This window comes from Allobosea sp. ASV33 (genome assembly GCF_016428755.1).
In the GTDB taxonomy this organism is placed as follows: Bacteria; Pseudomonadota; Alphaproteobacteria; order Rhizobiales; family Beijerinckiaceae; genus Allobosea.
This window is the reverse complement of the sequence record NZ_JAELTI010000090.1, coordinates 1-24225: the sequence shown is the minus strand read 5'-3', so window position 1 is coordinate 24225 and position 24225 is coordinate 1. Positions and strand designations below refer to the sequence as shown.

General features: G+C 62.0%; 36 protein-coding genes. 17 read left to right on the top strand and 19 right to left on the bottom strand.

Going from position 1 to position 24225, the window contains the following annotated elements; all coding sequences use genetic code 11:
* Positions 1–50 precede the first annotated feature (50 nt).
* Positions 51–2444, bottom strand: coding sequence for a caspase family protein (locus JHD80_RS21370; protein WP_199091600.1), 2394 nt, complete (start codon positions 2442–2444; stop codon positions 51–53).
* Positions 2445–2794: 350 nt separating this feature from the next.
* On the opposite strand from JHD80_RS21370, the gene JHD80_RS21365 reads away from it, so the two are divergent.
* From JHD80_RS21365 to JHD80_RS21295, 15 genes are all read left to right on the top strand, one after another.
* Positions 2795–3469 carry a hypothetical protein gene (locus tag JHD80_RS21365; protein ID WP_199091598.1) on the top strand — a complete coding sequence of 225 codons (675 nt, stop codon included), beginning with the start codon at positions 2795–2797 and terminating at the stop codon, positions 3467–3469.
* Positions 3462–4418, top strand: coding sequence for a DNA cytosine methyltransferase (locus JHD80_RS21360; protein WP_199091596.1), 957 nt, complete (start codon positions 3462–3464; stop codon positions 4416–4418). The genes JHD80_RS21365 and JHD80_RS21360 overlap by 8 nt, the downstream gene beginning before the upstream one ends.
* Positions 4415–4921, top strand: a complete 507-nt coding sequence (locus tag JHD80_RS21355) for a hypothetical protein (protein ID WP_199091594.1) — start codon at positions 4415–4417, stop codon at positions 4919–4921. The genes JHD80_RS21360 and JHD80_RS21355 overlap by 4 nt, the downstream gene beginning before the upstream one ends.
* Complete coding sequence (locus JHD80_RS21350) at positions 4918–5721, top strand: DNA cytosine methyltransferase (RefSeq protein WP_199091592.1); 804 nt, start codon at positions 4918–4920, stop codon at positions 5719–5721. The genes JHD80_RS21355 and JHD80_RS21350 overlap by 4 nt, the downstream gene beginning before the upstream one ends.
* A 37-nt stretch (positions 5722–5758) precedes the next feature.
* On the top strand, positions 5759–6028 hold the full coding sequence (locus tag JHD80_RS21345; RefSeq protein WP_199091590.1) for a hypothetical protein: 270 nt from the start codon (positions 5759–5761) through the stop codon (positions 6026–6028).
* 218 nt (positions 6029–6246) lie between these two features.
* Positions 6247–6390 carry a hypothetical protein gene (locus JHD80_RS21340; protein WP_199091588.1) on the top strand — a complete coding sequence of 48 codons (144 nt, stop codon included), beginning with the start codon at positions 6247–6249 and terminating at the stop codon, positions 6388–6390.
* Positions 6390–6626, top strand: a complete 237-nt coding sequence (locus tag JHD80_RS21335; RefSeq protein WP_199091586.1) for a hypothetical protein — start codon at positions 6390–6392, stop codon at positions 6624–6626. The genes JHD80_RS21340 and JHD80_RS21335 overlap by 1 nt, the downstream gene beginning before the upstream one ends.
* Positions 6623–7306 carry a TFIIB-type zinc ribbon-containing protein gene (locus JHD80_RS21330; RefSeq protein WP_199091584.1) on the top strand — a complete coding sequence of 228 codons (684 nt, stop codon included), beginning with the start codon at positions 6623–6625 and terminating at the stop codon, positions 7304–7306. Before JHD80_RS21335 ends, JHD80_RS21330 begins: the two co-directional genes overlap by 4 nt.
* 2 nt (positions 7307–7308) lie before the next feature.
* A complete protein-coding gene (locus tag JHD80_RS21325) occupies positions 7309–7713 on the top strand; it encodes a hypothetical protein (protein ID WP_199091582.1) in 405 nt (134 codons plus the stop codon).
* Complete coding sequence (locus JHD80_RS21320; protein WP_199091580.1) at positions 7706–7939, top strand: helix-turn-helix domain-containing protein; 234 nt, start codon at positions 7706–7708, stop codon at positions 7937–7939. Before JHD80_RS21325 ends, JHD80_RS21320 begins: the two co-directional genes overlap by 8 nt.
* A complete protein-coding gene (locus tag JHD80_RS21315; RefSeq protein ID WP_199091578.1) occupies positions 7932–8192 on the top strand; it encodes a hypothetical protein in 261 nt (86 codons plus the stop codon). Before JHD80_RS21320 ends, JHD80_RS21315 begins: the two co-directional genes overlap by 8 nt.
* A complete protein-coding gene (locus JHD80_RS21310) occupies positions 8189–8701 on the top strand; it encodes a hypothetical protein (protein ID WP_199091576.1) in 513 nt (170 codons plus the stop codon). Before JHD80_RS21315 ends, JHD80_RS21310 begins: the two co-directional genes overlap by 4 nt.
* A 1-nt stretch (position 8702) precedes the next feature.
* Complete coding sequence (locus JHD80_RS21305) at positions 8703–8963, top strand: hypothetical protein (RefSeq protein WP_199091574.1); 261 nt, start codon at positions 8703–8705, stop codon at positions 8961–8963.
* Between the two features lie 29 nt (positions 8964–8992).
* On the top strand, positions 8993–9472 hold the full coding sequence (locus JHD80_RS21300) for a hypothetical protein (protein WP_199091572.1): 480 nt from the start codon (positions 8993–8995) through the stop codon (positions 9470–9472).
* Positions 9473–9483: 11 nt separating this feature from the next.
* Complete coding sequence (locus tag JHD80_RS21295; protein WP_199091569.1) at positions 9484–10161, top strand: 7-cyano-7-deazaguanine synthase; 678 nt, start codon at positions 9484–9486, stop codon at positions 10159–10161.
* A gap of 13 nt (positions 10162–10174) precedes the next feature.
* Here the strand turns inward: JHD80_RS21295 and JHD80_RS21290 are convergent, their stop codons facing one another.
* The 3 genes from JHD80_RS21290 to JHD80_RS21280 form a co-directional block, all read right to left on the bottom strand.
* Positions 10175–10864 (bottom strand): SOS response-associated peptidase family protein, encoded by a 690-nt coding sequence (locus JHD80_RS21290; RefSeq protein ID WP_465246543.1) that lies wholly within the window; start codon positions 10862–10864, stop codon positions 10175–10177.
* 86 nt (positions 10865–10950) lie between these two features.
* Positions 10951–11127 (bottom strand): hypothetical protein, encoded by a 177-nt coding sequence (locus JHD80_RS21285; protein ID WP_199091565.1) that lies wholly within the window; start codon positions 11125–11127, stop codon positions 10951–10953.
* 87 nt (positions 11128–11214) lie between these two features.
* Positions 11215–11388 (bottom strand): hypothetical protein, encoded by a 174-nt coding sequence (locus JHD80_RS21280; RefSeq protein WP_199091563.1) that lies wholly within the window; start codon positions 11386–11388, stop codon positions 11215–11217.
* Positions 11389–11975: 587 nt separating this feature from the next.
* On the opposite strand from JHD80_RS21280, the gene JHD80_RS21275 reads away from it, so the two are divergent.
* A complete protein-coding gene (locus tag JHD80_RS21275) occupies positions 11976–12188 on the top strand; it encodes a hypothetical protein (RefSeq protein ID WP_199091562.1) in 213 nt (70 codons plus the stop codon).
* Between the two features lie 291 nt (positions 12189–12479).
* Here JHD80_RS21275 and JHD80_RS29155 read toward each other — a convergent pair whose 3' ends face one another.
* The 5 genes from JHD80_RS29155 to JHD80_RS21255 form a co-directional block, all read right to left on the bottom strand.
* Positions 12480–12608, bottom strand: coding sequence for a hypothetical protein (locus JHD80_RS29155; RefSeq protein ID WP_282568423.1), 129 nt, complete (start codon positions 12606–12608; stop codon positions 12480–12482).
* A 171-nt stretch (positions 12609–12779) separates the two neighbouring features.
* Positions 12780–13385 (bottom strand): hypothetical protein, encoded by a 606-nt coding sequence (locus JHD80_RS21270; RefSeq protein ID WP_199091560.1) that lies wholly within the window; start codon positions 13383–13385, stop codon positions 12780–12782.
* Between the two features lie 29 nt (positions 13386–13414).
* Complete coding sequence (locus JHD80_RS21265; protein WP_199091558.1) at positions 13415–13678, bottom strand: Pam3-gp28 family putative phage holin; 264 nt, start codon at positions 13676–13678, stop codon at positions 13415–13417.
* A gap of 3 nt (positions 13679–13681) precedes the next feature.
* On the bottom strand, positions 13682–14098 hold the full coding sequence (locus JHD80_RS21260) for a hypothetical protein (RefSeq protein WP_199091556.1): 417 nt from the start codon (positions 14096–14098) through the stop codon (positions 13682–13684).
* Positions 14099–14141: 43 nt separating this feature from the next.
* Positions 14142–14936 carry a peptidoglycan-binding protein gene (locus JHD80_RS21255; protein WP_199091554.1) on the bottom strand — a complete coding sequence of 265 codons (795 nt, stop codon included), beginning with the start codon at positions 14934–14936 and terminating at the stop codon, positions 14142–14144.
* Between the two features lie 113 nt (positions 14937–15049).
* Between JHD80_RS21255 and JHD80_RS21250 the strand changes: the two genes are divergently transcribed.
* Positions 15050–16099, top strand: a complete 1050-nt coding sequence (locus tag JHD80_RS21250) for an LbetaH domain-containing protein (protein ID WP_199091552.1) — start codon at positions 15050–15052, stop codon at positions 16097–16099.
* On the opposite strand, the gene JHD80_RS21245 is transcribed toward JHD80_RS21250, so the two are convergent.
* The 10 genes from JHD80_RS21245 to JHD80_RS21200 all read right to left on the bottom strand — a co-directional run.
* On the bottom strand, positions 16080–16646 hold the full coding sequence (locus JHD80_RS21245; protein WP_199091550.1) for a hypothetical protein: 567 nt from the start codon (positions 16644–16646) through the stop codon (positions 16080–16082). The two genes, JHD80_RS21250 and JHD80_RS21245, sit on opposite strands and share 20 nt — an antisense overlap.
* Before the next feature lie 8 nt (positions 16647–16654).
* A complete protein-coding gene (locus tag JHD80_RS21240; RefSeq protein ID WP_199091548.1) occupies positions 16655–17983 on the bottom strand; it encodes a hypothetical protein in 1329 nt (442 codons plus the stop codon).
* A gap of 15 nt (positions 17984–17998) precedes the next feature.
* The gene (locus tag JHD80_RS21235) at positions 17999–18676 is read right to left on the bottom strand and encodes a DUF2612 domain-containing protein (protein WP_199091547.1); all 678 of its coding nucleotides are present in this window, start codon (positions 18674–18676) and stop codon (positions 17999–18001) included.
* Positions 18676–19860: a baseplate J/gp47 family protein gene (locus JHD80_RS21230; protein ID WP_199091545.1), complete on the bottom strand. Its 1185-nt coding sequence runs from the start codon at positions 19858–19860 to the stop codon at positions 18676–18678. Before JHD80_RS21230 ends, JHD80_RS21235 begins: the two co-directional genes overlap by 1 nt.
* Complete coding sequence (locus JHD80_RS21225; protein ID WP_199091543.1) at positions 19860–20219, bottom strand: contractile injection system sheath initiator; 360 nt, start codon at positions 20217–20219, stop codon at positions 19860–19862. The genes JHD80_RS21230 and JHD80_RS21225 overlap by 1 nt, the downstream gene beginning before the upstream one ends.
* An 82-nt stretch (positions 20220–20301) precedes the next feature.
* Positions 20302–21471: an SGNH/GDSL hydrolase family protein gene (locus JHD80_RS21220; RefSeq protein ID WP_199091541.1), complete on the bottom strand. Its 1170-nt coding sequence runs from the start codon at positions 21469–21471 to the stop codon at positions 20302–20304.
* Between the two features lie 387 nt (positions 21472–21858).
* Positions 21859–22560, bottom strand: coding sequence for a Gp138 family membrane-puncturing spike protein (locus JHD80_RS21215; RefSeq protein ID WP_199091539.1), 702 nt, complete (start codon positions 22558–22560; stop codon positions 21859–21861).
* 3 nt (positions 22561–22563) lie between these two features.
* Positions 22564–23505 carry a phage protein gene (locus tag JHD80_RS21210; protein WP_199091537.1) on the bottom strand — a complete coding sequence of 314 codons (942 nt, stop codon included), beginning with the start codon at positions 23503–23505 and terminating at the stop codon, positions 22564–22566.
* Positions 23502–23816, bottom strand: coding sequence for a phage baseplate plug family protein (locus JHD80_RS21205; protein ID WP_199091534.1), 315 nt, complete (start codon positions 23814–23816; stop codon positions 23502–23504). Before JHD80_RS21205 ends, JHD80_RS21210 begins: the two co-directional genes overlap by 4 nt.
* On the bottom strand, positions 23816–24225 hold a 410-nt coding region (locus JHD80_RS21200), incomplete at its 5' end, for a phage baseplate protein (RefSeq protein ID WP_210339958.1). The genes JHD80_RS21205 and JHD80_RS21200, both read right to left, overlap by 1 nt.

Sequence of the window (24225 nt, the reverse complement as noted above, 5' to 3'; positions counted from 1 at the left end):
GGCGCATGGTTGTGCCGCCGGGATATCTTCATCGGCATCCAGGCACTCGCCTAACGGCAGAACGGCTGGTTGGGCTGGCAACGCTGATGCTGCGGCTGCGGGCCGCGTGCCGGCTGCGGCGCATGGGGGCGTGCCATCATCTGGCTGCGCTGCTGGGCTTGCCGCTGCTGCGCTGCCTGTGCCTGCATGGCGGCGCGTTGCCCGGCCTGTTGCTGGGCTTGCATCGCACGCTGCTGGGCCTGCCGTTGTTGCGCGGCTTGCGCCTGCATGGCCGCACGTTGCTGGGCCTGCTGCTGCGCCTGCATCGCCCGTTGCTGGGCTGCGCGTTGCTGCTGGACCTGAAGCGCGCCGGTCTGCTGCGCACGCTGCTGGGCAGCCCGCTGCGCCGCCGCCTGTCGCGCCGCCTCTGCTGCAGCACGCTGCGGAGCCTGAGCGGGTTGGGGTGTCGCCATGCGCGGAGCGGCCGCCGGCGCACGGGAGCCCGGTGCCGGCCCGGCTGCGGCCGGACCCTGGGGCGCCCCGCGCGGAGCGTTCGCGACCGGCGGCGGAACCGGGCGGTTCGGCTGAAGCGCATTGGGCGGAGTGGCCAGACGTTGCGCCGGAGCCGCGTTGCCAGGGACGGCAGGCAGGGTACCCGGCACGGGCAAGGGCCTGGCGCCGGCCGGGGCTCCGATCGCGGGGGCAGCGGTCGTAGGCTGCCTCGCCTGGGGAGGCTGGCCGGGGCGGATTTGACCGGAACCGGCCGGCATGCCGGGCTGGACCATCGGCGCGGACGGGGCCGCCCCTTGCTGCGGCCGCGTCTGCTGCTGCCGGGCCCGCAACATGGCGGCCGCAGGCAATGCCGCCGCGGTGGCCGCGATCGCCGCGGCAGCGGCCGGATGCTGCTGGATCAGCTGTTGTGCTCCCGCGACGATGCCCGGCTGTCCCGGCTGCGGAACCGGGATGGCCGGAGCCTGCGGATTTCCCATCAGCGCCGGCGGCAAAGGCGGCTCCGGCCGGCCCTGCGGGTTGGTCACCACCACGGACTGCGTGGCTGGGTTCACCACCACGGTATTGTGGATGTTGACGTTGATGATGTTGACCGGCGGCGGGACGACATAGGCGGGCCGCTCCACCCAGACCGGAACCGGGTGATAGATCGGGATCGGCAGCACGAAGGCGGCGATCGGCGGAGGCGGCGGCGGCAGGTCGACATAATAGACCGGCCGCGGCGGCAGGAAGATGACCGGCACCGGCGGCGGTGGCGGCAGCTCATAGACCGGGTCGGCGAAATAGACGACGGGCCGCTCGACATAGACGATCTCGTCGGGCGGCGGCGGCGGCACGTCGTAGGAGAGCGCGGTGAAGGCGGCCGGCGGCTCGAAAGCGACGGCGAAATGCGTCAGCCGGCGATGCGCATCGCCGGCATGGGGCCCGCGCGGATAGCGCCGCAGATAGGACCAGTAGGCGTCCGGCGTATCGGCGATGGCGCTTTCGCGCCAGACGATCGCCTCGCGCCGCGCAGCCACAATCGCACGGACGCGCTTGGCCAGTGGATCGCCCGGATAGGCCGCGAGGAAGTCCTCGTAGCCGCGCATGCTGTCGCGGGCGAGCGCGGCGAGATAGGCGTCGCGCGCGTCGAAATCGCGGATCGGCTTGTCGCGCAGGTCGAGGAAGCGGCTCTGCGCCGCCGGCGCGGCGCTGGTCCGTTCGAAGAACAGGAAGGGAGCCTGAACCTTCGAGACATGCCAGGGAATCTCCGCGCCGCCGGTCAGTTCGCTGGTGCGCAGGCGCACGCGTTCGAACAGATCCTCGAGCGGCAGGCCGCCTTCCTTGATCATCTCCGACAGCGCCGTGGCATAGGCGCTGTAGTCCTTGCCCTCGGGTGCGATGGTGCCGGGCGCGCTATTGAAGGCGATCAGCGAACCCGGATCGGGCTGCATCAGGGCGAGACCCCCGGCGAGCGGCTGGCCGGCGCGGGCGAAGGCGTTGGCGCGCGCGGCGTCGAGCACGACGATCCGCGCCTTCAGCGGCAGGGTCGCCAGCGGCTTGACGAGATCGCTCAGGCGGATGGCGGCGAGCGGCACGTCGGCGTCGCGCGCAATGCGGGCATCGACCGGGACGAGATAGTTCTCGCCCTCGAATTGCAGCCCCTGCCCGGCATAATAGACGAAGGCGACCGTCTCGGGGCCGGAAGCGGACGCCTTGTCGAGGAATTCGCGAAAGGTGGAGCGCAGCGTCCCGGTGTCGAGGTCGCGCGCACCGACGACGTCGAAGCCGGCGGCCTGCAGGGTCTGCGCAATCAGGCCGGCGTCATTCGCCGGTGTCGCGAGGGCGCCGTCGGCATAGGCGCCGTTGCCGATGACGAGCGCGATCCGCTTTTCCGAGGATTGCGCCTGGGCGGGAGGGCCATTCAGCAGAGCGAGCGCGGCAAGGACACCGCAGATGATACGCCAGAGCGACATGGAACACTCCCGCAAAGGATCGCCTCGGCGCAGGCTCGCCCTCTCAGGCTGAACGGAGCTTGAATGAAGGTCAAGCCATGGCAATTCGAGCAGACCGACTGCGAGCGCTAGCAGCGCAGCGACAGCATGACATCGCAGGCTAAAGGTGGGACAGCTTGCGAAGCCACGCCATCCGGCGCGGCGATATTCGCGATATCGATCGAAAGTGGTGGGGGAAGCAGTTTTCCCACAGTTGGGCGATTTCAACAGCTTGGATCAAGGTGCGGGCGTTTTTGCCGCCTTTGATCTGAAAGGTCAATTTCGCGAGGCGCCCTCACCTATTTCGCCCCTCTCCCCGAGGAGCGCGCGCCATGGGTGAGCGGGGACACGCGGGGCAGGATCGCCCGATTCTCTTCAGCGCGCCGATGGTGCGGGCTCTGCTCGACGGGCGGAAGACGCAGACGCGGCGGATATTGAAGCCGCAGCCTCTTGGCCATGTGATCCATTACGGGTGGCAGGCTGAGGGCGGGGCATTCTGGACGGACCAGAATTTCGAGTCGCGCCGAATCCCGTTTTGGACAGGCGACCGCCTCTGGGTGAGAGAAGCGTTGGAATGCGCCAATGGCGAGGCCATCGGGTATCCGGCAGATGGCACATGGTTCCCGAACGATTGTTGGCGATGGGCTCGCAAGTCCCTGCCGTCGATCCATATGCCCCGAGCCTATAGCCGCCTGACGCTGACCGTCACGAATGTCCGCGTGCAGCGCCTGCAGGAAATCAGCGCTGATGATGCGGTCGCGGAGGGTGTCACCACCACCGAGTTCTGGCGCCCGAAAGACGTCGAGGGGAAGCCCTTCGAGGATAAGTGGTGGGACGATCTGACCTTCTGGCAGAACTACCCGCAAATCGCGTTCCGCGCCCTTTGGGAAAGCATCAACGGCACTGAGAGCTGGCGAGCCAACCCCTGGGTGGCGGCCTACACCTTCGCCGTCGAGCGCCGGAACATCGACGCTCCCACCCCCACCGGGGAGGCCTCCGATGTCTGAGGGGCGGGCTTACTACAACGAGATCGATCCCTATGCGGCGCAGTGGCTCCGCAACCTCATCGCAGGAGGCCACATTGCGCCAGGCGACGTTGACGAGCGCTCAATTGTCGATGTTCGACCTTCCGACCTGGAAGGATACGCACAGTGCCACTTCTTCGCCGGCATCGGCGGATGGAGCTATGCTGCGCGTCTTGCCGGGTGGCCTGACGACAAGCCGCTCTGGACCGGAAGCTGCCCCTGCCAGCCCTTCAGTGTCTCCGGCAAGCAGGAAGGCCAAGCTGACGAGCGCCATCTCTGGCCCGTCCTCTTCGACCTCATCCGAGCCTGCAAGCCTCCTGTCGTCATGGGAGAGCAGGTTGCGGCAGCGGTTGGCAAGGATTGGCTCGACGGAGTGCATTCTGACCTGGAAGGTATCGGCTACGCCTGCGGGGCGTCCGTTGTCCCGGCTTGTGCCGTCAATGCGCCCCATCGGCGCGACCGACTATGGTTTGTGGCCGACCGCGACAGCACAGCAGTACGGGACGAACCAGGGGGGATCGGCTGGAAGGGTTGGACCGGTCAGAGGGTCGATCGCCACGATCGCGAAATCCATGTGGCCGACCCCGCGGCGAGCAATGACGGGGTTTGCTTCACCGGAGCGCTCTCTGGATGCGAACCCGAATCTGGAAGTCGTGATGAGTCGTGCTCTTTGGCGCAGCCCGAACACGGTCGACGCGAAGGGCGGCACTCGTTCTGGCGAGGGGCAGGTCCAGCTCTGCCACCAGGCGAAGGCTCATGGCTCTCAGGAGCTGACGGAAAAGCCCGGCGCGTTGAACCCGGCATTCGTCTGCTGGCTCATGGGGTTCCCGCCCGAGTGGGAAAGCTGCGCGCCTACGGCAATGCCATCGTCCCGCAAGTCGCGGCGGAAGTGATCGGTGCGTTCCTCGATGTCGAGAGGAGCGCCGCATGACAGCCCCCCTCAACACAGCATCGCTGGTGTCGCGGCTTCGCGAGATCGCGATGGGCCGTCTCAAGCCGGACAACGGATCATCGATTCCTCTTGCGGATGAACTCCGCCGCACAGCCTCCGCCCTAGAGTCGACCTCCCGCGCCCTGAGCGAGAAGGAGGGGGAATGCGAGCGCCTGCGTTGGGAGAACAGCAGGCTCGCGGTCGAATCCGACAGAATGGAAGTCGGGCTCAATGTCGCTGAAGCCCGGCTCCACGAAGCCCTAGCCGCCCTCAAAGCAGCGCGGGAGGCGTTGGAGCCGTTCGTCCGGTTCGTGGAAGAGAACCACTTGATCGGCCCCAATATGGACCACTCTGACGAAACCTTGTGGTTTGGCGGCGATGGCAGGGGGATTTTTGTAGGCGACTTCCGCCGCGCCCGCTCGGCTCTGGAGAACGGCCCTGCCGATCGCGCGGATGCCACAAAAAAAGATCCAGGGACGGAACAGAGGGAGGCGGGACGATGAGCCTCCGTGTCCTTTCCCTTTTCGCGGGTATCGGAGGGATTGATGCGGGGTTGGAGCAGACATCCGGCTTCAACACAGTCGCCTTTTGCGAAATCGACCCATTCTGCCGAGAGAAACTGGCGAAGCACTGGCCAGGAGTGCCTCAATACGATGACGTGCGAAAGCTCAATGCGACGCGACTCGCGGCAGATGGAATTGCCGTTGACGCCATCTGCGGGGGCTTCCCCTGCCAGGACCTGTCAAAGGCAGGAGGACGAGCCGGGCTTGCCGGCAAGCGGTCAGGCCTCTGGTTTGAGTTCGCCCGCCTCATCGACGAACTGCGTCCCGTCTGCGTCCTCATCGAGAACGTCACGCGCCTTCGCGCTCACGGACTGGAAACGGTGCTCCGGGGCCTCGCTGAGATCGGGTATGATGCGGAATGGCATTGTGTACCCGCTGCCCACGCTGGCGCCCCTGACATACGGGACCGGCTATGGGTCATCGCCTACCCACAGCATTCCTACCCCAACAGCTTCGGATCATATTCAGCGGCGGTCGACCTCGCGGGAAACCCTGAACTTCGCGACCAACAAGACCGTATCCCTGGACCGGTTCTGTCGTCGCTTCCCCGACGCGGCGAAAGGCTGGGATCAGGAACCTACGGACAGTGGCGTCCCGAACCCAGAATACGTCGAGTGGTTGAACGGTCTCCCGTCGTCGTGGACCGCCTGAAGGCGCTCGGAAACACCGTCAAGCCAATCATACCTGAAGTCATCGGCCGTGCGATCCTGAAATCGCTTTCGGCGAAGGAGGCAGCATGACCCCTCTCTCAACCCCCGCCGCGCAGGGGACGGTGGCATGATCTCCGAATTCACTCCGCCTGGCATCAAAGTCGTCGCGCTGCGAAGCGGGTTCGGCATCGAAAAGGGCGCGCTCTACACGGTGCGCGGCTTCGTCATCAACCGGCATTGGCGCACGCGCGAGCCGGACCCGCACGTTCTACTGGAAGAGATCAGCCACCCGAAAGGCTGGCCGGCGCCGAAACATGGCGACGCGATCGGATTCCCGCGAGACGGCTTTGACATTCCCAGCCTGCCGCGCGTTTCGCGCGAGATGGAGGCAGCATGACTTACCCTGATCGGATCTGGGTCGAGAGAGACGAAGACACCAACGAGAAGCGGTGGTTCTCCATCGCAGGCTCCGGGGTCGAGTATGTGCGAGCCCCCGCCTCCCCATCCCCTGAAGCCTTGCCGGCGAGCGGGGTGGAGGCGTGGAAGCCGCCGCAAGCTTGCGATGGGAGAGAGCAGCCTGCTTTCGAGGCATGGGCGCGTAGCCGGAGCTACGATATGAGCGAGCATCCGCTGCACTACATCTTTATGGACCCGAAGACGGATGCTGCACGCATGGGGTGGAACGCAGCGCTCCAATATGTTCGCGACCAGTTTGCCGAAGCCGCCCTCACCTTTGCCCCAGCGCCGGAGGATCGGTGATGGCTGAGAAGCTAGCCGCATTGAATGCAGGCCCGAGCTACCGCTTTGCCGTCAACGATAAGCCGAAGTGCCCTCATTGCGGCGAGGACTTTGACATCGCTGAAAACGAGGCTTGGCGTCTCTACGACGAGAACGACACCCACGAAGTCACCTGTCCGAGCTGCGAACAGGATTTCAGCGTCACCTCAACCGCGCGGTGGTCATTTTCAACAGACGAGCAGGAGCCCCGCCCATGACCACGACCAACGACGCCCCAGCGCCGGCAATCCGCTGCACCTATTGCGGCGACACGCGCACGATCACAGATCGCGTGGACGGCGAAATCACCTGCCCCGAATGCGGTTACGACGCCCCAGCGCCGGCTCCGAGCGGGAGCGGGGGTCGGGTGAAGCCGCTTGAGTGGCAGCCCACGAGCAGCGGTTTTTGCTGGCACGCAGCTTCGGCTGTTGGCCGGTATTTCATCGAAGAACGCCACAGCGATTTCCGATGGAACGTGGAAGGCTGGCCGGGAGAGTGGGCAGTAAACACGCTCGACGAAGCTAAAGCCGCCGCGCAGGCCGATTACGAAGCCCGCATCCGGAGCGCCCTCGCCAACGACGCCAGCCCGAGGGGTGAGGCGGTGGTTTGGCAATGGCGCATGAAGAACCCGGTCGACGGCTCCATGAGTGAGTGGCGCGACGGGAAGCATGGGTTCTCCGCTGCTGTAGCTGAACGTTTCGGGGCCGAAGAACGCCCTCTCTACGCGCATCCCGCGCCCGCCACGGTGGAGATGCGGGAGGCTTTGGACTGGCACGACGGCTTCCATGCGTTCAGGGCCGGACCATGCGTACAGGATCTGCACACAGCCTTCGTTTCGGGCTGGATGTATCGTGCCGAGCAGGAAGCCGCCCTAGCGCCCGCGACCGAGGGGAGGTAGGGATGAGGGGATTTGATGTGGCATCCGCTAGTGTCCGGCCAGAACCTTCAAAGGTTGAACTGACGAAGACGCAGAGACGCGCGCTTTCGTGGATCGACACGTTCCCTTGCCATCAGGCTGAATGGCGAACCGGCGATAAGCCAGCGAAGGGCGCCCCGGAAAACTGGGATCGTATGCGCCTTTTAGGGCCTGACGGCTCCATTGTCGTCATGCTTGACGACTGGCGCGCGCTGAATGGCTTGCTTGATCCAGCACCCTTCGGGTCGAAGGACAAGATCTACGTTCTCAGTGAGGCCGGGCGCGCGGCCCTCTCGGTTCTGGAGAACAGCCCCGCAGGTCTCGCGGATGCGCACTCAAAATCCCCCTCCCGCCCCGCCATGCCGAAGGAGGAAGACACCCATGGGTGATCGGATATTCGATCCCGTGGCTTTCGGCCAGTCAGTGAAGGATTGCTCCGCTGCGCTCGGAATGTCAGTTCGGGAAGCGGCCGAAGACTCGGGCGTTCCGGCCGCCACCTTCAATCGCGTCCAGCGTGGCAACGCGCCGGACGTGGAAAACTATCTTCGACTGACCGCGTGGCTTGCGAGCAATAGCTGGCCCCGCCCCGCCAAGGAGAACGAAGGCCATGGCTGAGAAGATGGACGAGAAGGCGATTGATGCCGTTAGGAAGCTTGAATGGCGCGAGGTGCCGGATGGCATGGGCGGCTTCATCGGAAGCAAACAGTACCGTTTCGTGAGGTATGGCTGGGGCGGCCCGGAATACGGCTTTGAGCCCTATCCAACCATGGAGGCGGCGCAGGCAGCGGCCCAACGCGACTTCGCCATGCTCGTGCTGGAAATGGCTAGTTTTGCGCCCCCCCCGCGCCTCCTTGGAGCCCCGCGATGAGCGCTGACACAGCCCCTGCCGCGATGCCGGTGGAGATCGAATTGGTCGAGCTGCTTCGCGCGTCCATCAAGGTCGATGCGAGCGGCTTAGCGCCGGCCGTCGTGTCCCATTACATCGACGGTTTCGACGAGGCCGCCCGCGCCATCCTCGACCTCTTCGCCCCGATCCTGGCGGGAAGCCGCTGCCCGATCGGTTTGGACCATGCTCGCGATATCTGCTCGGCAGTCGGTTGCCATGCTTGTGACCGCGAGAGCCTCACTCGTTGGCATGCCCGCGCCCTAGCCGCCGAAGCAGCGCTCGCTGAACTCAGGAAGCAGATGCTTGCCGATGAAGGACAGCACAGGGAAGCGCTCGCTGCGGAGAGGGAGCGGGGCGCGAAGATTGCGGATAGGTTCGGGAAAGAGGCCTATGCTGCGTGCGGACAGTCTGGGAACTTCAAGATCGACAAGGCTGAAATGGCGCAGGCTTTGGTCGCCACTTCGATCGCCGCCCGGGCGCAGGGAGAGTGAGATGGGGCACCCCACGATACCAGACGACATCCTAGCCGCAGCCGAAGATTTGATCCCGCAGATGGATGCGGAGCCCGGCAAGAACATGCGGGGCAGCACGGTCTTCTATGCAGCAATGGCGATCAAACAAGAGCACGAGCGGTGCGCGAAGATCGCGGATGCAGAAGCACTTCGCGCGCGGCGCTCGAAGGATGTTGAAGTGCGCGAAGCGTTCACGGCAAATAAGATTGCCGCAGCCATCCGGGCGCGGGGACCGGGCTAATCCCGCACACCCAGCGCCAGGGGGGCCTCATGCGGTGGCTCGACGAGCTTCGCTCGGGGGATTTAGCAGATCCGCTCATCGCGCTTAACGTTGCCGTACCTTCAAGTTGCAGGAACGTCAGTTCGCTGATTTACTCGCAGTCGAGATTTCAGCCTGAACGAGAACAGCCGTCGAAAGCGGTTATTCAGTATAATGGAGGAATATCGGTGGAACGCTGGGTATCGATAAGTTCTCAAATCAATGAATTGAAATCCGAGCCCTGGAGTATGTTTTGGAAAGAATGGAAATCTGAGTCCAACGAATTCAAGGAATTTTTGCTAGACCCTCTAAAAATATTAAAAAATAATGATGAATTCCGGCTGGACGGAAACTATTCTGTGAGCAGTGAACTTCTGAATCATCACATACCGCTAACGGTTAGCATAGTCTGTACTATTATCATCATTTTCCCTGAAGAGAAGCACGTTAAAATTATGGCCTATAAACACAAGCCCGAATTAAATTCATAAGGGAAAATACAATGATGAATTTGCCCCGTAAAAAGACGGTTGTTATTCCAATTTCTGCTGGAATCGATTCAACCTTGTGCGCCTATGCCGCAAAGTCCAATGGGAACAAGGTCCTACTTATACATTTTAATTTCGGAAAGAAATCATCCCTGATGGAGCTGCATTACTCTAAGTTGACAGCAGCAGCATTGGGGGTTCCTATCGAAATAGTTGACACATCCGGCCTAAAGCATTTGCAAATTGGGTACGTCCCCATTAACACCTTGGGCCTAGATGAGTTAGATATGAGCGGCGACCCGATGCCAAAGGCTATTGTTTCGGGGTTTCATACACTCATGTCCACGTCTGCCTACTTCGCTCAGCTGCGCGGCGCAGATGCCATTCTGTTCGGGATCATCAAAGAACAGACGGAAGAGCGACCGCTTTTGTCTGAAGCACTCACCACGTTCTCAAAATTCCTTGCGCAAATCAATCCGCAGGCTACTCGGCTTAAGATGGTCGCCCCACTCATCGAAATGACTAAATCAGAAGTTGTTTTGGCGGCCGTAAACGCTCAAGTTCCGCTAGAAAATACTTGGAGTTGCACAGAAGGTGGTTACGATCATTGTGGAAAATGCTTTTCTTGCAACGAACGTAAACTCGCTTTTGCAGCAACAAAATTGCATGATCCTACAATATACGGTAGCTAAGAGAGGAGACCCATTATGCGAAGGAGTTTGGACCTGATTGCTCGGCTGCATCCTGCTTCCGGCCGCGCGCCACGATATCCAGTGAGCCATCCGGCAGGGGCCTTTGCAGTGCCCTCGCCTGCTCCCAAGGCGCCGTCATCCAGGTCTCGCACTCTTCCGGCGTCGTCAGAATGACCGGCATGGCCTTCGGGTGGATAGCCCCGACCTCGGCATTCGGATCGGTCGTCAGGAAGGCGTAGAGATCGATCGTCTCCTCGCCGGTCTTAATCTTGCGCACGCTGGTCCATTGGCGCGCCCAGATGCCAGCGAAGAACGCCGTGGGCCGCTCCTCGCCGAAGGCGAACCATACGTCCTGCTTCGTGCCCCAGTCGAATTCGCTGAAGCTGTTGAAGGGCACGAGGCATCGGCTCTCGACACCCAGCCAGCGCTTCCAATGGGAGCTCGAGGTGTTGCGGACGTTCGTCGTGCCGCCGTCGGGCTCCATGCGCAGGAGCAAATCGAAATCGACCGGCTTGTTCTTCGCGCGCAGCTTATCGGCCCGCTTAGTCGCAGCGTCGAGCAGCGCCTTCTTCGATGACGGCATACCCCAGCGCGTCATGGCCAGGCGCGCATCGCCATACCGTCGGCATTTCGTGCAGCGGAAGCGCACGATGATCCATGGGTAGAACTCCAACGACGTGTGCGGGCCGGGCGGCTCGCTCACGGCCCCTGTTCGCGGATCGGCCGCGCGCCCTGCGTACATCCGAGCCGAGATCGACCGCTATTCGGCGCTGAAGCCAGTCCCAGCGCTTAACGGTATGCTCCGAGTGACTCAAGCTCAGCCAGCGCCATTTTCAGCAAATGCGCTAAGAGATCTGCACCATGTTCATGGGCCAGATAGCATGCTTCGACCACATGCTCAGAGATCTTGTTCAAGCGCTCTTTAGAGTCAGCGTCGCCCTCGTCGTTGCCAGTTCCATCGTCCATGAGCAGCTCCCCAAAGCCCGTCATGCTCGATTGATTGTTAGTATAACTATTCCGAGCTTGACCACTCGCATAACGGGTAAGCAAGCCCTAGGTTCGCATCTGGTCTCTTAGACCTTTGGCGAATTCGATAACCCTGTGCTGATCCTCGACTGACAGCTCCTTCGTGATCTTCACCAGCTGCCACGAAAGCCGCGCGGCGCGATCGACCTCGGTGATGTCAGACTTTGGCGGCGGCTCGATCGTCTGCTTCTTCGCGTGCATCATTCCTCCCCAGGATTCGCATGAAGCGCGCATATCACCAATGCGCGAGATTTACACTCTATGGGCGTTCCGCCTGACGAAACCGATCACTGCGGCAATTCAAGGCTGGACTGGTCGCCAGCGTCCTCGCTAAGCCCCTTGTAAGAGGTCGCCGAACGGCTCCAATTGAACAGATTTCAGACGTCTAACCAGAGCCGCGACAGTATCTGCTCCTGATGTCTCTGGACAGGATGCGCATTTTAAGAATTGCGGCAGGCGCGGGGCCGGTGAGTCGGCCGCCGGATTAGGTTCTCCGCCGCCGCGGCGCTCAGCGCTCGACGCTTTCGCGGACATACTTGAGCTCAGACGCGTTCGCATCCTTCAGCTCGGCCAGGCGGGTTCGTCTTGACCTGCTCAGTCTGGATACTTCACGGTCATCGTCTGGCAGAACAAGCCAGGCCTCTCGACGGTGTCCTACTCGCTGGAGGACGGCACGCCTGTTCACTATGAGGACGAGTGCTACTTCGCGACGCCATCCGGCAAAATGCTGACGCGCTGCGAAGAAGAATGACAAGCCCAGCCCGTCCCTGCACCATGCCAGGCCAGGGATGACGGAGGCTGATTTGCCAAAGGAAGAGTTCGACATCGTCGAGGTCCGCGCCTGGGAAGCCGGCCACCATGAGCCGACCGGAAAGATCGTGGTCGTATTCCGATATAGCGATCGTGAGCCGATCGCCTTCGGTTGTGACCCCTTCATCGCCGAGGAACTCGGAAAGGGACTGCTTGCCTTGGCGGCAGAGGCTCGCGCACGAAAGCACTGACCGTAAACGAAAAAGACCCCGCCAGCAGGAGCTGACGGGGCTTCGAACCGTGATCAGTTGGGGCGCCGCGTTCCGCGTTGGGCAATCTCGATGAGCGCCATGTCGAGCAGATAGGTCAGAAACTCTTCCCCCAAGTCATGAGCTGATCGTCGCGCGGCCATCACGAGGTCGGCGACGTCGTCGAGTGATCGTCCGGTGGGATCGATTGGCTCGGTATTTGATGGCGCGATTGGCATAGAATCCCCCACGGCTTCCACAAAGGAAGGGTACGCCAGGATCCGATTCTTGCAATTAATCTTGCAGCTTCTCCCACATACTTTTTGCCAGTTCTAAAATAGCAACCTGATCCTCGGGCGACAGCTCCTTGAAAATGCGAACCAATTCCACCGCCCGCTTGGCGCTCTCATCAGAGTCAGACATCGTTGCCCCCAATACCAGTTCACCCTTTCGTAACACTCCAGTTGAGGCCGAAATGTGTGCTTTTCGCATTGATCTGGCGCAAACCGGCGTCTCCTTACGTAAATCGCTCTAACATTCGGCGGGGGGGGGCGGGTCGATTACGCCGGCCAAGCCATCGGCGGTGGGCCGCAATCAGGATTGAGGCCGGCGCGCGGCAGCATCGCGCACGATCTGCTCCAGCGCCTTCAGGCGCTCCTCATGCGCGGCCATGAGAGCGTCGAAGCTCTGCGCCTTGTCGATGAATGTGCTGCTGATCCTGGCCGATTGCTCGACAAGGCCGAGCTTTACCCGATCGACCGCCTGCTCGCGCTGCATGGCCTGAAATGCGGTGTTGAGCGCCGTGACGCTATCGCCCTGACCGCGCACTGCAAGGCCGACCTGGGCGGTGTTGGCTTCGCCAGCCTGCCGGGCCTCACGGACAGCGCTTTCGGACGTCTGCCGCATCGCTTGGATCTGCAAGGTGAGATCGGCGCGAGCCGTTCCCACCTGCATGTTGACCAGCACCATGAGGCCGCCCAGCAGGATCGCCGTGGTCGAGACCGCGCCGAACACTATGCCGGCGATCTGCGGAAGGGTGAGCCGCGCCGCTCGATGAGCGGTGCGATCATCCTCAGCCTTCTTGGCCCATTCGCCGCGGAACTCGGTGAGGCTGCGACCGATCACCGTCAGGTCGTTCTTGACGATCGCGAACTCGGTTTCGAGCTTACCGAGGCGCTGTTCGGTCGTGGTCTCTGTCATAGGCTCGGGCTCCGGCGTAACTGCGGCGGCTATCGGGCGATGACAGACGGGTCGGGGACCGAAGCCTTGATCTCAGGCGTAGTGACGATCTCCTGCACCTCCGACAGCGCAGCGGCCGAGGCGACGAGGCCAGCCTTGCGGCGCACGTACAGCCCCCACACCGTCGGGATCAGCCACATGACGAAGGCGACGAGCACGGTCTGCCCCTGCTGATCGATGAGGCCCTTCGCGGCCAGAGCGCTCGCGCCGGACTGAACCAGCGTGCGAATGAAGCTGAGGATCTGCTCGTTCATCGATTAGGCTCCTGCGGCTGCGGTCTGGACGGAAACGCCGGTCGCCTTGCCGGCTGCGAGGACGGCTTCGTATGCCTTGGCGGCGGCAGTGAGCGCGGAGGCGATATCGCTGGGCGGGTTGTCGCAGACCGAGTTGACGGCGGCGGCCGCCTGCTTCGCGAGCGCCTGGTGCTTCTCGGGCGCGAAGATGCTGGCGCCCATGGCGACCGCCCGGAGCGCGCCGCAGTAATTTGCGAGCTGCTGAGAGGCCTGCGCGACCTTGCCGTCGTATTTGGTCTGGCCGATGACCTGACCGGCGCCGGCGGCGATCTGCTGCCAGCCTGCGGCCGATGTCTGTGAAAGCTGGTAGCCGGTGACGGACTGGCAGCCGGCAAGCGCCAGCGCCCCCAGGGCGGCGAGCGCCAGGATGAAGCGTTTCATTGATGTGCTCCGGAGAATCGCGGCGGGCCCGGCCGCGGCGGGTTCAGTTGCGCGCGGCTGCAATCGCCGCCATGAACTGGCGGTAGAAGCCGGCGATCTCTTCCCAGTGGTCCGTGAGGTTGACCGTGCGGCGCGCGTTCTTCAGGTCATCGGGGCCGTCGGTCGGCAGGTAATAGGCGATGCCCTTCCCCTGCCCGTTCCACCGGCCGTCCAGCAGGCCCTTGAACATCAGCTCGGCGGCGAACTCGGGATCAAGCGCGCGGTCGGGATCGGCGGCAATGCCCTCCCGCTCGTAATTGTCCAGCCAGGTGAGCTGCACGATGCCACGACCATAATAGACGTGCCCCCACGGTCCGGCCGGCTTGCTGTAGCCCTTGTTCGGATAGTGCTTGGCAACATAGGCGCGGGCTGCCGCGTCAGTCTTGCAGAAGCCCTCGCGAACCGGGACCATGCCGGCGCCAACCTCGCGCCTCGTCGTCGCCAGCCCATAGGCCAGCGTCTTGTCGCGGCCATCGCCGGTCTTGGCGAAGCCGTCGAGGATCCCTTCGATGCCACGGACCTGCCCGGTCGAGAGCGACGAGCCGAACATCGGCGCTTTGCCCGACCGGAGATAGGCAAAGAACTTCGCGCGATCGATGACCGAGACGCCCTGCGGTTTTCCCGCCGTTGCCGCGTTCAGCGCTGCAATCGTCTTCGGCCCGGCTATCCCATCGACACGCAACCCGTGCGAGACCTGAAACGCTTGGATCGCGGCCTTCGTCTTCGGACCAGCCTTGCCGTCCACCACAAGCGAATAGCCGAGCGCGACCAGCGCCCGCTGTACTGCGGCGATGTCCATAGCGATGCTCCAGATAAGGAAAAGCCAGCCGAAGCGGGCAGGTCAGGACTCAGTTGCCCCAATGCGGGTGATGGGCTCAGAGCGTCGCCATCTGCTGGCGCTTGGCGAAGGTCGTGACGGTTACGCCAGCCGCCTGCAGCTTAGAAAAGCCGCTCGAAGGCGGAGTGAGTGTCTGCCACGAAGGCAAGGGCTCTTGGCGAGGTATGTCTTATCGTGCCAAGATTATGGATGCTCCACAGACAGAAAAATCTGCGATGCGGCGTTTAATAAAAGCGATCCTGCCTTATGGAATTGTGAGAGCCATTCAGCTATCTCGCGAAAACAACGATCTGGCACGGCGTTTCGAAGCTCTATCTACTGAGATGGTAGCGCTAAAGGCCGAGATGGAAGTTGAAGCTGAGGACCGGCGACGTACCAAGGCAAAGCTCGCGGAGGAAGCAGAACGCAACCTGCTTGAAGAGCGTGAAGCCTTTCGGCGCAATCTAATTGTCTTCAACGGACAACGCATATCGTCCCGGTCGCAGGCGCCGATGATCGACCTCCAGATTCGAGGAGAGGACAACGCGATCATCATTGACGAGCCGACCGGGCCCGGCGTTCTCCATGTCATCCTCGATAGTAAAAGCCGAGGCTGCAAGTTTGAGTTTGGCTCGTCCAATAGGATAGTTGCGAATGTTTTCGTCAGCTTCTCCGAAACCGGCGCGCAGGCTCCGACAGAATCATCCGTAAAAATCGGCTCGGGAAACCTATTTAACGGAAACGCGCATATTGTCGCAGGAACTCGACCCAGTACTCTTGTTGAGATAGGGAATGAAAACCTATTTGCCAATAATATCCATATACTAGGTGCTGTTGACCACCTAATTTATGACATTAACACCAAGGAGAAGGTCAGCGCAGAAGCTGGAATCTCAATCGAAAGTAGAATCTGGATTTGTCAGGATGTCATTATTCTGAACAAATCGAGGATAGCTTCCGATAACATCGTAGCGGCGCGGTCGGTCGTGAATCGGGCCTTCGAAGAACCGAATACGATTGTCGCAGGCACCCCTGGCAAGGTGACGAAGCGCGGGATGATGTGGCATCTCAATACGAATGACGACTACCTTACTGCGATGAGCCCTCTGAGCGGCGCTCGGTCCGCTACGGCCAAATCGGCCTAACGGCTCGCACTGCCTCAGCCGTCTCAGCATCATCGACCTGTTTTTTCGCGGTCAGTCTAGCCGTCTCGATGGCCCCGCCAACGGTCTGCCATTGCTGATAAGCCTCAAGCACCACGGCTCCGACACCAGTCAGTGTTGGAGCGGTGACTCCCACCTCAGCAGATAGCAGAGGATAATTTGCAGCTTTCGGGGTTGCATCATTCTGCAAGCGACGCGCCTCGTCGGCTTTCGCCTGATAGGTCATCGCCTGCCCAGCGCCGGGGGTGATGTACTTCAGCCGCTCGGCTTCGGCATCGGCATCGATGCAGGCCTTGAGCGCGACCTTAAGGGCAATCAAATCCAGATAGACCCCATAAGGAGCCAGAACCGATTGAAGTGCGGCGTCGGTCTGCGCCCCCACGCCGTCGGACGGCCATAGACTGGGCAGATGTCCTGCCTCTCGCCAATCGAGATAGGCCGGCAGATCATCTGTGATCACGTCACCAGCCGCACTCGAAAACAGACGCCCGTCATCGGCCAGCCAATACCAGTCTTTTGGATCGTACATGCCGAACCTCAAGTGTAAGAGCCGTAAGAGGTGGCGTCCGCGGAGCCCGCAGTGTCACCGGGGAAGAAGTTCGCCCCGCCGCCTGCCGTGTTGATATTGGAGGTGCGCGAAACCAGGTATCGCAGGCCGCGGCCCGATCCAGAGAACCGAGCATTCACCATCGCCGCGCTTGAAGATCCGGCGACGGTGATGAATGCGGAGGTAAAGCCGGGGTTGCCGACGAGCGTGAAGGTCACGAGCGCGTCAGTATCGACGGCCAGCACACCATTGCTTTCCGCAAAAAGGAATCGGGGCTTGTTGGACGTGTTGTTGATGACATGTCCGCTGCCATAGAGGATCACCGAGCCGCCGAATGTCGCAGCAACGCTCCCGTTCAGGGAATTGCCATAGCCGCACGAGATCAGCGTGACCGCCGCGCCCGATCCGAACGCCCAGACGCAGAAAGCTGTCGTGGAGTTGTTAAACTGGATATTCTGCGCCGAGGCTCGACCTGACTGAACGACGAGAGCGGCACCGGCCGTGCTGGTGTTGTTGATGATCGTAGACAGGCCAGCGCCGGTCCCGAGGAATTGAAGGGGCAGTGGCGTCCACTGAACCGCAACACCGGGATAGGTGCCGGCGGCGATGCTGATCGTCGCGGTGCTCGTACCAGCCGCGAAGGTCCTGGTGATATAGTTCACTGCCCCCTGCGGGGTTGCGAAGGCCTTCGCAGCAGTATCCGCCGATCCGTCGTTGTTATCGTTGCCGTCAGTCCGCACATAAAAGGTCAAGTTCCCGGTGACCTGGCGCGGAATCTCGCTGTAAGCGATTCCAGCCAGAACCCATGCCGTCCCGATGCAAAGCAACGTGCTCGGCACGCCGCCCGGAAGATCGCCACGCGCTACCGCAGAACCGTCCAAGCGCTTGATCGGAAGAGCTCCGGGGCCTGCGTTGAGGGTTGCTCCCGGATCATTCGCTGCCGTTGGTACAATACGCAGCATGAGACCAACGCGATGGGTGGCGAGAGCCGGGGAGAGGGTAACAACCATGGCGGAGGACGTCCCGCCCACCGTCCCAACATAGTTCGGGGACTGATCCCGATAGGTCGTGAGAAAGTTGGCAAGAAGAGCATTGATGTCCGAGTTATCGAGGGCATCGAGCCCTCCGACGCTCGTGATAAACTGCCCGAGCATGGTCGCCATAGCGGCCGACTGTCGAAGCCCTTTGTTGATCTGGGCTGAGCTCGCAACGCCGGCCGTGTAGCCGGACAAGCGCGCTGCGAGAGCACTCCAATCCGACTGCGAAAGCACGTTTGCGCCGCCCGCCGCGGCGAACGGCAGGAAGTCATTGGTAGCCATCAATCTCTCCGAAGATCAGGAGGTGAAGTACGTGGGCGGCGCGCCCCAGGCGCCGCTGTCAAAGCCAGCGATCAGGCTGTTTTGGACGTCAAAGCCGAAAAGTGGGCCGTTGACCGTGGTGACCAGATAGTCCGACCTCACCCCTTCCGGCTTGAGAGGCAGGTAGCCCTGCGAGAGGAGCGCGATAAACAGGGCGGATGGAATCACGCCGGCCACGCCGAACGTGATGGTCATGTCCTGATTGTCGATGACGAGGATTGTCGTCTCGCCATCAGGAAACAGGATTTCCAGCGCTGCTTTCGCGCTCGGAAGCGTCCCGTCCCAATTGTTCGCCGCGATCTTCGCCCGAAGCAGCGTCCGGTATGTGTCGTCGTCGAGCCGCGTGATGCCAGCCGGTGTGTCGTATTGTGGCTGGTACCAGACGCCACGATCGAAGCCTCGCATAGCATTGTCGAAAGAGAACCAAGCATTGGCGATTGGAACGCTGACGAAGCGCGTGCGCCCAACCCACTCGCCCACCCGATCGAGCTGCGCGCCGATGGCCTGATCCAGATCGAAGTCCAGCGGCAAATGAGCCATGAAGGCCTGCTGCGCGACGATCGGCTCGACCAGAGCCCTAATCATCGCCTCGAATTTCGGCTTTCCAGCGTGCAAGCTGGTTATGAGCGCCAAATATGCGTCGACATCAGCCATCAGGGCACCACGGTGATCGCGACATCCGTCAAGGCTGCCGACGGCGCTTCATTAAACGCGATCGGCAGATCGGCGGTGCCAAACGACCCGCCGTTCTTCGCGATCGTCAATGAGGTGATCTTGTAGGTCTTGGCGCCGCTGGCGAGGTCGAGATTTGCGGGGACGAATACCTCCGCCCATTCCACGGCACCGCTCGTCCCACCGATATCGAGCCCGTTCACGAAGTCGACGATCGCCTGCTTGATGCTGGTTTCGATGGCTGTGGTGTAGCCAGCGAGGGCCTTCAGGGAGATCGCGACTTTGATCGTCGCTGTCGTCGGTCGGTAAAAATTGATTGCGCGGGCCACGCCGTATTCGTCTGTGATCGTGACGCTGGTCGAGCCGTAGGTGCCGGTGCCCGGCGTCTTCTTCGCTGCAATGGCTTGCGCGATAGCAGAGGCATCGCCACCGTCGACCACGAGCGAGATCGAGTGCGCCGGAATGCCGTTGGCATCCGTCGTGCCTGTGTCGTTCTCGTAGCCTTTCAGTCGTTGAACGCCGCTGACGCTGGCCACCGCACCTATCGTTCCCTCAAAAACAGTCAGTGACGGAAGCGCGGTCGAGATTGTCTGGCGCTGGCGCAATTCAGCGTCGAGCTCGACCGGCTGGCCGGGTGCTGCGGCACTCCCGTTCGTCACGCTCTGCCATCCGCGCGTCGGCGTGCCGATCGTGGTGACCGTGCCGGGAAGCGCGATGAGCGCTCCTGCTTCCTTGGCCGTGCCGGTAACGGTAATGCTGCCGCCCGCAGGGATCGTCACCGACGCCGGCAGAAGCCACTGATTGCCCGCGCCGTCCTTGGCGACCCCACCCGTGATCGTGGTGCCTGCCTGCCCGATCAGCGTTAGGTCGACGGTCGAGTTCGAGGCAACCAGCCGCTTGATGCCATTGATCTTGACGACGGAGGAGAGCCCGACACCACGCGCAGTCGAAGGCGAGAAGGCGTTGTAGACCTGAAGGGCCATGGCGTTGGCGCCATCCACCGCCGCGGCAAAAATGGCGATCTGCTGACCGTCCTGCGTATCGGGATCGATGTCGATGTCCTGCCCAAAGATGGCGCGAAACTCATCCTGAAAATAGGCGAGCACGGTGGCGTAATCCGGCTTGTAGATGCCGTTCTCATCGATCGTGCAGACAGGAAGAGCCATCAGAAATTCACCCCGGTGAGGGTTGCCGGGCCATAGATCGTCTCGAGCGTCAGCGTGTCGACGCTGAAAGCCCGCGTGTCGCGGTTGAGGCTGCTGGAATAGGCTGTGATAGCCTTGACACCTGTCGTGCCGAGGACACGACGCCGGATAGCCGGATCACGGGTGTTCGCGGTGCGGACGCCCAGCACTTCGGTCTTCCATGTCATGCCCTCGATCTGGTCGAGGAACCACTCGCCTTGCCAGAGGCCCAGACGGGTCTGGACCGATTGGGCAACGGCCTCGGGCTGGTCCTTCCAGAAGTCAGCACTGCCGTTCCCGAAGGAGTAATCCCCGGAGGCATCGAGCTTGCGGTAGCGCATGAGCAATCCCGGATATGGAAACTGTAGACTTGACGGTCGATCGGACGACCAAAGCTGAACTGCCCTGCAACGGGTGATGGTTTCAGGCGGTCAGCAGGGCCGAACCAACGATCTCCGCGATGTCATCGTAGAGGGTCGCGTTGGGGTGCACCGTGTCGCTGTATCCGCCGGCCGCATTGGTTAGCGCAAACGAGCCAAGGGCAGGGCGAATGTCGATGATCGGCACATCCTGCTCGGCTGCCACCTGATACATGGCCGTGACATAGTCTTCCTGGGAAGCAGTCGCACCCGTAGCGCTGCTGTCGAAGACGGGCGTCATGAGGACGATAGGCACGCCAGCGGCTTTTCGCGTGCTGACAAGCGTCGTCATGTTGGCCTTGCTCGTCGCGACCGCCACACTCTGGCGCCAATCGTTGATGATGCCGCACTCCATAATCAGCAGATCGCAGCCGAAGAATGAGGGCTGATTGAGCCGACCCACCGGCGTGGCGCTCACGCTGGCGAGCTGAGCAGAGGTCGCGCCGCTGATGCCGTAGTTGTGGACCGAGATTTCGCGCCGGCTGCTGGTATCGTCATATGCGTCGATACCCAGGATCGTGACGTTCCCGGCCACCCAGTTGAGCGTCAGTGTGTGGGCGCCCTTCGCCCCTGCGCTGACAGTCGTCGCGACATATTGGGTGGTGCCAGACGAATTGATCGCCGTCGTTGCTCCGCCGTCGACCAGCCAGTTGAAGTTTCGCCCGGCCGCTCCGTCGCGCCAGCGAATAACGAACTTCGTCACTTGATCCTGTGGGGTGAAGGACAGCGAGCTCGCAGCGCTTGGGAAGTTGAAGTTGTTGCCGCCCAGGACCTCATCAGCGCCCTGGGCCGTCGCTCCGGTGAAGGCGAGCCGCCCGTCCGCCGCAACAAGGTTCGCCATGGTCGCAGCGGCCCCGTAGAAACCGCCGACGCCAAAGACATTGTTCGCACCCGCATTGATGCCGCGAGACTGGAAATAGCGCGCCAGCTTCATCGGGAAGCTGTTCACACCCTGGGACGCGCCGCCACCGGTCGACTGGCCTCGGATGGTGCTATCGCCATCGATGCCCAGGATGGCGTTGCGGGTGGTCAGCTTGCGAACCAAGCGCCATTTGATCAGGCGCGGGTCGGAGGCAAGGGCGATGCGGGGGTAGCGGCCCGCTACGCCGCCTGCGCCATGCCCGACCAAATGCGTCAGCGGCGCAATCGGAAGGAGTTCAATTTCACCGGCCATTACGCTGTCTTTCCTGCGAGAGTGACGCGGGAGGCATCAGCCTGCAGACCGCTGAGATTTTTGTAGGACCCGTCCGCGTTCTTGCCGCGCAGGAAGACGTATCCGGCGGGCGGAGACCCACCACCTGTGCCAAGACCGAGCGGTGAGGTTTCTTGCCCCAACGAAAACTTCGGCACGAACAGGGGCCGCGTATCACCAGGGACCAAAGCACTGATCGGAACGCAGTTGGACGTGGGTATCTCATGCAGCGGGTAAGCCGGAATCCGGCCGCTGCCAGCCATGCCAGGGCTCACGCTCTGCACCGGAACCGAGAACGGCGCAGCCCCATCCGCCCAGCCATCCACTGGTAGGATATAAGTGTCAGCCATAGGGTAAGCCTTGCTGAAATCAGTTTGTCGGCCCGGCGGAGGTCCCGCTGCCTGGCTGAACGCCAGTGTGCTTGTGCGTCGAGAACACAATGTCGTTCACGATGAGTTCGCCAGTAATGCGAACGGTGCCGGCGATCGCTGTCTCGCCTGCCCCGCCGCCGATGCTGACACCATTCGCAGCTGAAATGCCGACCTGCTTGTCAGTCGAGATGCCGACACCACCCGCGCCGGACATGCTGATTTTGGTCTTCCCGTCATCGGAACGGATCTCGGTCGAGCTCGTGCTGATGCCATCGATCGCGTTCGGGTTCGATTTGAGGCCAGGCGTGAAATAGCCGTTCGACAAGCTGTGCATGCTGGCGTCGGCCGGGACCTGCTCGCCTCCGCTCTGCTGCCAAGTATCTGGCGAGCGGGAGGTGAAATTCACCATGCCCTCATCGCCGACCTTCAGCGGGAAGGTGATGTTCATGCCCCCGCCGCCGGGATAGTGGACGGGGACATCTTGCAGCACTGGAAGGTCGATCGCCTTCTGTGAACCGTCCTCCTGCTTCACGAACGACTTGATGCCGATCTGAAGCTTGACGGAAGGCGCCTTGCCCGCGCCTCCCGGATCGAAGGCCAGCACGCGCGCCGGCGCCGATGTCTGTATCCGCGAGATATGCTGTTCGATCGCCGCCCGAAGGTTCTCCTCCGGATCGTCGACACGCTGGCGAAGGTCCATGGATTACTGGCCCGGATCGAGATCGATGCCCTGCTGCACGAGACGGATGGGCTGCGGCCCCTGCCCGTCTGCGCGAATGCAGGTAGCGTCGGTGTAGTAGATGTTTCCCTCGGTGTCGCCGATGAGGTCCGCGACTAGGACGCGATAGAGGCCGTCGTCTGCGAGCGAAGGGATCATCGAGTTCTGGACTTCAGCCGTGTAGTTCGGGCTGAAGGCGGCCTGATCAATGCTGGACTGGTCGATCTTCAGTCGCGTATCCGGACGAACCTTCGGATTGAGCAGCATCCTGACAATGATGCCGTCCAGCGTCTGGACCGGCCGCCCGATCATGCCCGTATTCGAGTTGATCACGAATGCCTCGCCTGGGCGCGGCTCATTGTTCTTGGTGATATTGAGCTTGTCGTTCTCGATGAACCAGCTCGAGCCCGTGGAAAACGCGATGTCGCGCATCACATCGCGCGCCATTCCGAAGAGTACCCTGGGCCGCGGCATCTGCTTGGTGCCGAGATCGGCGATATAGCCAGCCGTGATGCCGTGCGGCTTGAAGGCTTCCAGCACGACGTCGACCTGATCCTTAAACGTCGATCCAGCCGCGAGCGTCTTGCTCACCGTAGCGAAGTTGTAGGCCTTGTCGCCAGACGTCGCGAGCAAAGAGCAGTAGGTGTCGACGGGGTTCTCGCGCCCGGTGCGCTTCTGGATCAGGTTGCCCCTGAAGATGACCTCGCGAACGCCTTGGTAGCCAGCGGAGAGCGTGACCGACTGGCCCTCCTTCTTGATCTTCTGCGCCGTCTCTTCCTTGAGGTTCGTGATGGTGATCTCGGCAGCGTTCGGCGTTTGAAGCCGGTTCTGTGTCACCTTGAAGCGGATCCGTAGATTTGAGACGTCGATGGTCTCGCCGCCGGCATCGATCGTCAGCGAGACATCCCTGATCCACTGGCGTGTCATGGCGCGATGAAGATGACTTTGCCGTTTGTGCCGAGGTTGTCGTAGGTCGGCTCAACGAGGACGTCGCTATCGGTCGTCACCCGGATTTCTCCGGGGAAGCCGAGATAGTCGAACTGCTGCAGGACGTTTTCGCCGGCAGTGAGCGGGAGCCCCTGCACCAACGGGTTGCCGTCGATGTCCGCAATGTCGATGAACCAGCCACCATCTGGCGTGTCACACCAGCCGAACCGAACCTGATACTCGATGGTGCCGAGCGTGATCGACATCTGCTGCGCCTGCGGCAGCAAGGGAAATTCATAGACGGTCGCCATCAGACGCCACCGACGACACGGCCGCCGGGCCCGGTCTTAAGCTGCTGCTGTCCGACATTCGCAGTCGCGCCCGTCTTTGCCGGATTGGCCTGGGCGGAGTTTGGAGCGCCTGTCGTTTGCGTCGAGACGATGCGGACCTCTCGCAGCCGGACCGAGATCAGCGAAATGTTCTCAGTCTTCTCGTCCTTCGACATCGCGACCGAGCCCAGAAGCATGTTCTGGTACTGCCGTGCCCCGGTCGTGACTTCGAAGGGTTCGCGCTGCCGCTGAAGAGCGAGGAGCTGCTCATAGGCCTCAGTAGCGTACCCGACGTAGCCGCCCGTCGAATCCGACCACGCTATCTGCATCTCGATCTCGGACGGCCGAAAGAACGCATGGTCCGAAATCGAAGCGCCGCGCTCCACCGGAT